The organism is Dyella sedimenti (genome assembly GCF_022760995.1).
Lineage (GTDB): Bacteria > Pseudomonadota > Gammaproteobacteria > Xanthomonadales > Rhodanobacteraceae > Dyella > Dyella sedimenti.
Map to the genome: position 1 here is coordinate 1 of NZ_JAKWJO010000014.1, position 5,736 is coordinate 5,736.

The 5,736-nt window shown below is 55.1% G+C and carries 2 tRNA genes and 3 rRNA genes; all 5 read right to left on the minus strand.

Going from position 1 to position 5,736, the window contains the following annotated elements:
* Positions 1 to 96 precede the first annotated feature (96 nt).
* Positions 97 to 209 (minus strand): 5S ribosomal RNA (rrf, locus tag MJ605_RS19120).
* A gap of 242 nt (positions 210 to 451) precedes the next feature.
* Positions 452 to 3,330: ribosomal RNA gene (locus MJ605_RS19125) — 23S ribosomal RNA — on the minus strand.
* Between the two features lie 189 nt (positions 3,331 to 3,519).
* Positions 3,520 to 3,595 (minus strand) — tRNA-Ala (locus MJ605_RS19130).
* Positions 3,596 to 3,661: 66 nt separating this feature from the next.
* Positions 3,662 to 3,738: transfer RNA gene (locus MJ605_RS19135), tRNA-Ile, on the minus strand.
* 192 nt (positions 3,739 to 3,930) lie between these two features.
* Positions 3,931 to 5,475, minus strand: a 16S ribosomal RNA gene (locus MJ605_RS19140).
* The 16S, 23S and 5S rRNA genes sit together here with 2 tRNA genes alongside, the layout of an rRNA operon.
* Positions 5,476 to 5,736: the final 261 nt, after the last annotated feature.

Consider the following 5,736-nt stretch of genomic DNA (forward strand, 5'->3'; position numbering starts at 1 on the left):
GCCATGCCAGGCGAGGGTAACGTGTCCGCACCCGCCATCGTCGCGCCCAAAGAGAAACGCCTTCCCCGGGAGGGGAAGGCGTTCGAGGGATAAAGCCCCTGGCGGTGACCTACTCTTGCATGCGGATGCACACTACCATCGGCGCGGCTGCGTTTCACTTCCGAGTTCGGGATGGGATCGGGTGGGGCCACAGCGCTATAGCCGCCAGGGAAAGGGTGGGGACAGCGCTGTGAAGCGCCAGTCCCGCAACTTTGAAGAGCCCAGCCAAGGCTGGTTTTTGCTCTTCCGCGAGACGGATCTCGCGTGGACTAAAGGGTAAACGAGTGACAAGCGTCTGGTGAAATTCTTTCGAGATGGTTCGTTGAAGCGTGCTTTTCCTGAGGAGTGCGGCCAGGGATGGCCGCTTTCACCGTGCCAGGAAGGCACTTCAAGCAAAGCGTCTTGGGGTTATATGGTCAAGCCGCACGGCTCATTAGTACGCGTAAGCTCAATGCATTGCTGCACTTCCACACCGCGCCTATCAACCACCTAGTCTTGATGGTGCCTTAAGGAGAGTCGAGCTCTCGGGAGATCTCATCTTGGGGCGCGCTTCCCGCTTAGATGCTTTCAGCGGTTATCGCTTCCGTTCATAGCTACCGGGCAATGCCATGGGCATGACAACCCGAACACCAGCGGAACGTCCACTCCGGTCCTCTCGTACTAGGAGCAGCCCCCCTCAAATCTCCAACGCCCACGACAGATAGGGACCGAACTGTCTCACGACGTTCTGAACCCAGCTCGCGTACCACTTTAAATGGCGAACAGCCATACCCTTGGGACCGGCTACAGCCCCAGGATGTGATGAGCCGACATCGAGGTGCCAAACACCGCCGTCGATATGAACTCTTGGGCGGTATCAGCCTGTTATCCCCGGAGTACCTTTTATCCGTTGAGCGATGGCCCTTCCATACAGAACCACCGGATCACTAAGACCTACTTTCGTACCTGCTTGATCCGTCGATCTCGCAGTCAAGCACGCTTATGCCTTTGCACACAGTGCGCGATGTCCGACCGCGCTGAGCGTACCTTCGTGCTCCTCCGTTACTCTTTGGGAGGAGACCGCCCCAGTCAAACTACCCACCACACACGGTCCCTGATCCGGATTACGGACCTAGGTTAGAACGTCAAGCACTTCAGGGTGGTATTTCAAGGATGGCTCCACCGAAACTAGCGTCTCGGTTTCATAGCCTCCCACCTATCCTACACAGAAGAACTCAACGTTCAGTGTGAAGCTGTAGTAAAGGTTCACGGGGTCTTTCCGTCTTGCCGCGGGAACGCTGCATCTTCACAGCGATTTCAATTTCACTGAGTCTCGGGTGGAGACAGCGCCGCTGTCGTTACGCCATTCGTGCAGGTCGGAACTTACCCGACAAGGAATTTCGCTACCTTAGGACCGTTATAGTTACGGCCGCCGTTTACTGGGGCTTCGATCAAGAGCTTCGCCTTGCGGCTGACCCCATCAATTAACCTTCCAGCACCGGGCAGGCGTCACACCCTATACGTCCACTTTCGTGTTTGCAGAGTGCTGTGTTTTTGATAAACAGTCGCAGCGGCCAGGTTACTGCGACCCTTCGGTGCCCAGTCACGCATGTGACCACACCAAAGGGCGCACCTTCTCCCGAAGTTACGGTGCCATTTTGCCTAGTTCCTTCACCCGAGTTCTCTCAAGCGCCTTGGGATTCTCACCCTGCCTACCAGTGTCGGTTTACGGTACGGTTTCTCTGTAGCTGAAGCTTAGTGGCTTTTCCTGGAAGCGTAGTGTCAGTCACTTCGCCCTAAAGGGCTCGTCTCGGTGCTCGGCATAAAGAGGGCCGGATTTGCCTAACCCTCATGCCTACCGCCTTTCCCCGGGACAACCAACGCCCGGTAGACCTAACTTTCTCCGTCCCCACATCGCACTACAGACAAGTGCCGGAATATTAACCGGCTTCCCATCGACTACGCATTTCTGCCTCGCCTTAGGGGCCGACTCACCCTGCGCCGATGAACGTTGCGCGAGGAAACCTTGGGCTTTCGGCGTGGGGGCTTTTCACCCCCATTATCGTTACTCATGTCAGCATTCGCACTTCCGATACCTCCAGCAGACCTTACGATCCACCTTCACAGGCTTACGGAACGCTCCTCTACCGCGCACACATAGTGTGCACCCCGAGCTTCGGTGTAGTGCTTAGCCCCGTTAAATCTTCCGCGCAGACCGACTCGACCAGTGAGCTATTACGCTTTCTTTAAAGGGTGGCTGCTTCTAAGCCAACCTCCTGGCTGTCTATGCCTTTCCACATCGTTTTCCACTTAGCACTAACTTGGGGACCTTAGCTGCGGGTCTGGGTTGTTTCCCTTTTCACGACGGACGTTAGCACCCGCCGTGTGTCTCCCGTACATTCTGTCCTGGTATTCGGAGTTTGCCATGGTTTACTAAGCCGCGATGGCCCGCTAGCCATAACAGTGCTCTACCCCCAGGAAGATTCATACGAGGCGCTACCTAAATAGCTTTCGAGGAGAACCAGCTATCTCCGAGTTTGTTTAGCCTTTCACTCCTATCCACAGCTCATCCCCATCTATTGCAACAGATGTGGGTTCGGTCCTCCAGTGCGTGTTACCGCACCTTCAACCTGGCCATGGATAGATCACTCGGTTTCGGGTCTACTGCCAGAGACTATGCGCCCTATTCAGACTCGGTTTCCCTTCGCCTCCCCTAGACGGTTAAGCTCGCCACTGACAGTAAGTCGCTGACCCATTATACAAAAGGTACGCAGTCACCCTTGCGGGCTTCCACTGCTTGTACGTATACGGTTTCAGGGTCTATTTCACTCCCCTCTCCGGGGTTCTTTTCGCCTTTCCCTCACGGTACTTGTTCGCTATCGGTCGGTCAGGAGTATTTAGCCTTGGAGGATGGTCCCCCCATGTTCAGACAGGGTTTCTCGTGCCCCGCCTTACTCAATTTCATTCCCTATGCCCTTTCGCCTACGGGGCTATCACCCGCTATGGCCGGCCTTTCCAAACCGTTCGGCTAGAACATAAGAAACTTTTGGGCTAGTCCGCGTTCGCTCGTCGCTACTGACGGAATCTCGGTTGATTTCTTTTCCTCCGGGTACTTAGATATTTCAGTTCCCCGGGTTCGCTTCGTACACCTATGTATTCAGTGCACGATACCTCTTGCGAGGTGGGTTTCCCCATTCGGACATTGCCGGATCAAAGCTTGTTGCCAGCTCCCCGACACTTTTCGCAGGCTGCCACGTCCTTCATCGCCTCTGACCGCCAAGGCATCCACCGTATACGCTTGGTCGCTTGACCATATAACCCCAAGTCGCCTTAGGGCCACACGTCCAAACAACGCGTTCGCTTATTTGCCTCAACGACACATCTCGATTCGGTTTCGAACCAAGACGCTTGTCACTCGTTTACGTTTTCAAAGAACACAAGAACGGCCACAATGCCGCCTCGCTTCATAAATCTGATGTGTGCGCTGCTATTTCACGTCGATGGTGGAGCCAGTCAGGATCGAACTGACGACCCCCTGCTTGCAAAGCAGGTGCTCTCCCAGCTGAGCTATGGCCCCAGGACTTACTGTGAACAGTCCGACCATAGATGGCCGGGCTTTCGCCGATGGATCGGCATCCGGTGATGGTGGGTCTGGGAGGACTCGAACCACCGGCCTCACCCTTATCAGGGGTGCGCTCTAACCACCTGAGCTACAGACCCGGGAACCTTTGTACCTCAACAGAAACAACCCACGCTTCGATGATTCGCATCGAAGCGGACGTTTCATGAAGAGTCCAGCCAGGGATGGCTGGCTTTGCTCTTCGCGACAGGGATGTCGCGTGAAGCAAACTTCGCGTGAAATAAAGCAGGTGTCTTGTGTGGACGTCTTGCGGGGAGACGATGTCGCTCTCGAAAGGAGGTGATCCAGCCGCACCTTCCGATACGGCTACCTTGTTACGACTTCACCCCAGTCATGAACCACTCCGTGGTCGTCGTCCCCCTTGCGGTTAGACTAACGGCTTCTGGAGCAACTCACTCCCATGGTGTGACGGGCGGTGTGTACAAGGCCCGGGAACGTATTCACCGCAGCATAGCTGATCTGCGATTACTAGCGATTCCGACTTCATGGAGTCGAGTTGCAGACTCCAATCCGGACTGGGATCGGCTTTCTGGGATTGGCTCCACCTCGCGGTATTGCAACCCTCTGTACCGACCATTGTAGTACGTGTGTAGCCCTGGCCGTAAGGGCCATGATGACTTGACGTCATCCCCACCTTCCTCCGGTTTGTCACCGGCAGTCTCCTTAGAGTTCCCACCTTTACGTGCTGGCAACTAAGGACAAGGGTTGCGCTCGTTGCGGGACTTAACCCAACATCTCACGACACGAGCTGACGACAGCCATGCAGCACCTGTGTTCTGATTCCCGAAGGCACTCCCGCATCTCTGCAGGATTCCAGACATGTCAAGGCCAGGTAAGGTTCTTCGCGTTGCATCGAATTAAACCACATACTCCACCGCTTGTGCGGGCCCCCGTCAATTCCTTTGAGTTTCAGTCTTGCGACCGTACTCCCCAGGCGGCGAACTTAACGCGTTAGCTTCGACACTGATCTCCGAGTTGAGACCAACATCCAGTTCGCATCGTTTAGGGCGTGGACTACCAGGGTATCTAATCCTGTTTGCTCCCCACGCTTTCGTGCCTCAGCGTCAGTGTTGATCCAGATGGCCGCCTTCGCCACTGATGTTCCTCCCGATCTCTACGCATTTCACCGCTACACCGGGAATTCCACCATCCTCTATCACACTCTAGCGACCCAGTATCCATTGCCATTCCCAGGTTGAGCCCGGGGATTTCACAACAGACTTAAGCCACCGCCTACGCACGCTTTACGCCCAGTAATTCCGATTAACGCTTGCACCCTTCGTATTACCGCGGCTGCTGGCACGAAGTTAGCCGGTGCTTATTCCTCAGGTACCGTCAGTTCCGCCGGGTATTAGCCGACAGCGTTTCGCTCCTGATAAAAGTGCTTTACAACCCGAAGGCCTTCTTCACACACGCGGCATTGCTGGATCAGGCTTGCGCCCATTGTCCAATATTCCCCACTGCTGCCTCCCGTAGGAGTCTGGGCCGTGTCTCAGTCCCAGTGTGGCTGATCATCCTCTCAGACCAGCTAGCGATCGTCGCCTTGGTAGGCCTTTACCCTACCAACTAGCTAATCGCACATCGGCCCGTCCAACCGCGCGAGGTCCGAAGATCCCCCGCTTTCTCCCGTAGGACGTATGCGGTATTAGCGTAAGTTTCCCTACGTTATCCCCCACGTCTGGGTAGGTCCCGATGCATTACTCACCCGTCCGCCACTCGCCACCCATGGTATTGCTACCACTGTGCTGCCGTTCGACTTGCATGTGTTAAGCATGCCGCCAGCGTTCAATCTGAGCCAGGATCAAACTCTTCACTTAAGTTTTCGATCAACCGAAGCTGATCTATCTTTCCGAAGCGTTGTCCTAACCGTAAAACGTCAAGCTTTTGAATTGACTCTTAGGTTAGACGCTTGCATATGTTTGACATTCTGTCATCCACCGCAAGGCGCCCACACAAGTCACCTGCGCACACTGTCAAAGATCTCAATCACTTGCTGAAACTTTCCGTTTCAGCCCCGGAACATTTCGTCCCGAGTGAGCCGCTCATCTTACATCATCTTTCCAGGCCGTCAACACCTT